Origin of the sequence: Streptomyces sp. (assembly GCF_035563135.1) — a bacterium.
Classification (GTDB): domain Bacteria; phylum Actinomycetota; class Actinomycetes; order Streptomycetales; family Streptomycetaceae; genus Streptomyces.
In genome coordinates this window covers 1-4,158 of sequence record NZ_DATMVN010000663.1, presented here as the reverse complement: position 1 = coordinate 4,158, position 4,158 = coordinate 1, and the positions used below count along the sequence as shown (strand labels likewise).

The 4,158-nt window shown below is 72.9% G+C and carries 4 protein-coding genes and 1 pseudogene; all 5 read left to right on the top strand.

Features of this window, described 5'->3' with window-relative positions:
• Nucleotides 1–72 precede the first annotated feature (72 nt).
• A complete protein-coding gene (locus tag VN520_RS29665; RefSeq protein ID WP_325750026.1) occupies nucleotides 73–579 on the top strand; it encodes a hypothetical protein in 507 nt (168 codons plus the stop codon).
• Nucleotides 580–706: 127 nt separating this feature from the next.
• Nucleotides 707–1,288: a hypothetical protein gene (locus VN520_RS29660; protein ID WP_325750027.1), complete on the top strand. Its 582-nt coding sequence runs from the start codon at nucleotides 707–709 to the stop codon at nucleotides 1,286–1,288.
• A 295-nt stretch (nucleotides 1,289–1,583) separates the two neighbouring features.
• Nucleotides 1,584–2,366 (top strand): TetR-like C-terminal domain-containing protein, encoded by a 783-nt coding sequence (locus VN520_RS29655; RefSeq protein WP_325750025.1) that lies wholly within the window; start codon nucleotides 1,584–1,586, stop codon nucleotides 2,364–2,366.
• 807 nt (nucleotides 2,367–3,173) lie between these two features.
• Nucleotides 3,174–3,857: an RNA polymerase sigma factor gene (locus tag VN520_RS29650; protein WP_325750024.1), complete on the top strand. Its 684-nt coding sequence runs from the start codon at nucleotides 3,174–3,176 to the stop codon at nucleotides 3,855–3,857.
• Nucleotides 3,857–4,158, top strand: a pseudogene (locus VN520_RS29645) (hypothetical protein); the annotation flags it as partial. The gene VN520_RS29650 and the pseudogene VN520_RS29645, both read left to right, overlap by 1 nt.

The following is a 4,158-nucleotide window of genomic DNA, read 5'->3' as shown; positions in this document are numbered from 1 at the left end:
CTGACCCGTTCCCCCGCTTCCACGGGGGCCGGGCGGGAAGAATGAGAGCCCGGACAGCGGGGGGAGCACGAGGTGGGTTTCTGGGGCTGTTATCTGGTGGGCCGCAGTGGTCAGCCGCTCATCGGCCACCCCGCGCTGCGGGACGCGCGCGAGCGGCTGACGCTGCGGGAGTACCGCGCGGACGGCTGGCAGGTCTGGTCCCACCCCATGGAGCCCTCGCCCGGCAGCATGACCGCGCTGGCCGGTGCCGCACGGGCACCGGTCCTCCTCGGGTCCGTCATGGACGGCGTCTGCGTGGCCGTCGAAGCGGCGGCGCCGTACAGCGGATCCTGGTACGCCTGCCTGGGCAGAGCCCCGATGGCCGCGCTCCTCGGCCGGGGCGGGGCGACGGTCGAGGAGCTCTTCCTGCCACCCGAGGACGCCGCCGCCCGTGCCGTGCAATGGGCGGCGGAAACCGGCCAAGGTGTCCTCGAAGGGCCACTGCTCGAACTGCTGCGCATAGAGCATCCGGAGTGGTCCGCCGAGAAACTTTTCTTCGCATTCCTGGACCGTCTGGGCATCGAGCGACGACCAGGCTGAGTCCTGCGTGATCTTCGGTGGATCTTCCGTGCCGGGGATGAGTGACGGTTTTCGGCCAACCGGCGCTGTATCCGGTAACGGGAAGCGGTGCGTTCCCGGGACCGATGGGCCGATGGGGGTGGCGCTGATGGATCTGCTGGAGTTGATCGCTCGTGCCGATGAGCGAGCTCTCGCGACGAGCGGGATCGCCTGTCTGGACCGCTGTCTTCCGCCGCCGGGGAGCGGCGACGACCCGGAGCCGCTGCGCGCGCTCCGGACGGGCTGCGGGAGCGGAACGGACTGGGCCGGCCGGCTCGACGCCGTGTACGCGGCGCTGGAGGGTGCGGCGGAGCGCGACGCCACGACCGCCCGTGTCCGTATGCTGCTCGGCGCCGCGCCCCGGGACTTCGGCGCGGTGCCTCTGCGCACCTGGGCGGACGCCTGTTCGCTCCTCGCCCTGGACATCCACCGGGAGTTCGACGTCCCGGCCGGTGGCGGGGTGCGGACATCCGGGGACTGCCGGGCCGGCGGGCCGCCGGACCGCGGTCCGCTCGTCATGGGAGAACTCCGCCGGCAGATCCACATTCTGGAGAGCCTCGCCGAGCCCGGTGACACGGCGGGCGGCGGAGCGGGCCTGCGCCGTGCGCTGGATCTGTCGGCCGAGGGCCGGCGGGTGCTGCGCGCGGTGATGTCCCGCCACGCCCGCGGCCGGGCCGCCCCGACGGCGTGACTCCGGAATGACGTCATTCCAGCCACGGCCACCCGGCCGCCCCTCACCTCCGAGCCCGGCCGGGCGGCCGTTCCGCCCTCGCCCCGGACGCTCCCCCGGCCCTCCCCGGAGACGGAACGGACCGGTCGTCCGTCAGCGCCACGTCAGCGCCACGTCAGCACCCTGTGCTTGTCTGGTATCGGCCGGTGTGCCCCCGCAGCGCGTCGATCGTGCCGAACCAGGCGCGGTGGCCACGCCGGAGCGAACGCGAGGGCCGGGCGCCGGCACGGACAGATGACGAGAGAGGAATCGCCGGATGGACGTCACCGACCCTTCGGACACGAGTACCGAGTACGAGAACACGGTCTCGGCAGACGCGGGAACCCGGCGCGACGCGGTGTTCGCGGACGTGAGTGCGGCGATGCGTGAGGCAGCGGTGGGAAGACTGCCGTTGCGCCGCGGAGTCGATCTCGACCTGGAAAGTCTGGCCCGGGAAGCGGGCGTGGACCCGGGTGATGCCCGCAAGGCGTATCCCGGTGAGTGGGATCTGCTGACCGATCTCGTGCTGAGCGCGTACAACGCGATGGGTGACGCCGCCGAGCGGCAGTCGAGCGGCCCCGCCGATACCGCCGGCTCCGCTTCCGCCCCCTCGGGGAGCTACCTGGCCCGGTGGGTCGAGATCTGCCTGAACGTCCGGCGGTGGGCCCTTGACCACCCTGACGAGTACGCGTTGATCTGGGCCGCCCCGGTGCCCGGTTACAGCGCTCCCCCCGAGACGATGGCGGCGGGTGCGCGGACGGTCCTGGCTCTGCTGGCGACACTTCATCAGGCGAAGGAAGCCGGTGTTCTCGCTCCCCATGCCGAAGATCCGGCACTGTCGCAGGGCATGCGCCGGAACGTGGAGCCGCTGACGGCAGGTCTGCTCGCGGGACTCCCGGACCCCGTGGTCACGCGGATGCTCACCGCCTGGACCCAGCTGCACGGCATGCTCGGATTCGAGGCGTACGGGCACATCGCCGGTGTCGCCGCCGATCCGGAAGCGTTCTTCGTACACGCGGCGACCGCCATGGGCGTGCACGTGGGACTGCCCCGTTCCTGAACCCCGGCACCCCGCCGTCCGCCGGCGCGTCGGTCACGCAGGAGGGCCAGGCGCGACGTGACTACAGCGCGGAGAGGTGAATTCCCCCAAGGACGGCCGGCTCCGCCACCCCTGGCCCGGCGGAGCCGCAGCGGTCCTGTGGCCAGGCGTTCCACCGTCCTGGCAGAGGCTGTCGGCTGCCGCCCGGGCAGGCCTCCATCCGGGCGTTTCCGACTGTTCCCGGCCGCTGCCGGCCACGCGACGGCCATGGCGCCCGGCCACCGGGCCGGCTGCTCAAGACTGTCGTGCCGGCGGTCGACAGCCCGCCACCGGGGCGGCCTGCGTGGAGGTCAAGGAGTACGTGATGCAGGACGGCGACGTGGTGGAGTTCCGCTTCACCGTGTGATCCCTCGCGGAAAAGCGCGTCGCCGGTCACGCTGCCTGTGGCGACTCCTCCCCATGGGGCGAGGCCGGTCTTCCTCCGCGCCCCCGGCCCGGAACGCGCGCCGCGCCGGCCACGTGCTGGTGGCCCAGGCGTCCTGCCACCCACGTTCTGCCGGCTCGGACGGGGTGGATGGAACGACGACCGGGGCCGCCACCCCCCACAGGAGAGGCCCCGGCCGTCTTCCGCAGGGCCGCAGGGCGACCCCGTACTCATCTCAGCGCCACGGGTGCGTTTTCTGTCACACCGCACTGGGTCAGGAGACAGTTGCAGGTTGTACAAGTCATGGACGGGGTGCCGTCCGACCACGTAGCGTGCTGAGTCGCGCAGAGTAGCGCAGTGGTGGTGACCAGCTACGATTCGGATCAGCAGGGCGGGTTGAGGGAGTGCTGGGGGACGACGCGGAGCTGACCGCCGCGGTGCTCGCGGCGCAGGACGGGGACGAGGACGCCTTCCGGACTGTGTACCGCGCCGTGCACCCGCGGCTGCTGGGCTACATAAGGACGCTGGTCGGTGAACCGGATGCCGAGGACGTGGCGTCCGAGTCCTGGCTTCAGATAGCGCGGGACCTCGGCCGGTTCAGCGGTGACGCCGACCGGTTCCGCGGCTGGGCGGCCCGGATAGCGCGCAACCGGTCGCTCGACCACATACGGATGCGGGGCAGGCGCCCGGCGATCGGTGGTGACGAGAGCGAGCTGGCCGGGGAGGCCGGCGAGTCCGACACCGCGGGCGAGGCGCTGGAGTCGCTGGCCACCGGGCGCACGCTGTCCCTCATCGCGCAACTGCCGCAGGACCAGGCCGAGGCGGTCGTGCTCCGTGTGGTGGTCGGTCTCGACGCGAAGAGCGCGGCCCGGACGCTGGGCAAGCGGCCCGGCGCGGTGCGCACCGCGGCGCACCGCGGACTGAAGCGGCTGGCGGAGCTGGTCGGGGCCGACCACGGCCCGGAGGACGAGATTCCGGCGGTGGGTGCGGGGCTCGGTGCCGTGCCCGCGCAACGCCCCGGCCGCCAGGGCCCGGTGGCGCCGGCCGGTGTGACGCATTCGCGTCCGTGGACGCAGAAGGACATGTGATGGCCGACGAGCAGCACGAGTGGCTTGATGCGGACGTGGCGGAGATGTTGCTCCGTGGCGAGTCCGTCGAGCCCGTCGACGGTCACGTGGGAACCGGAGCCCGGCGGCTGGAGGCCGCCCTTCTCGCGCTCCGGGTCCCTGGCCCGCCCGACGGTGAACTGCCCGGCGAGGCCGCCGCGCTGGCTGCCTTCCGCGAGCTGTCCCGGGGCGGGAAGCGGACGGCCGGCGCGGCGGGTCCTGCCGGCCTCCTGGGGCAGGACGCGCCGCACACCGTACGGATCGGCGCGACGCCGGCGGCTCC

What these genes read in the sequence shown, in the direction of transcription:
- VN520_RS29660 (WP_325750027.1), top strand. Translation starts at nt 707, where the DNA reads ATGGATCTGCTGGAGTTGATCGCTCGTGCCGATGAGCGAGCTCTCGCG.
- VN520_RS29655 (WP_325750025.1), top strand. Translation starts at nt 1,584, where the DNA reads ATGGACGTCACCGACCCTTCGGACACGAGTACCGAGTACGAGAACACG.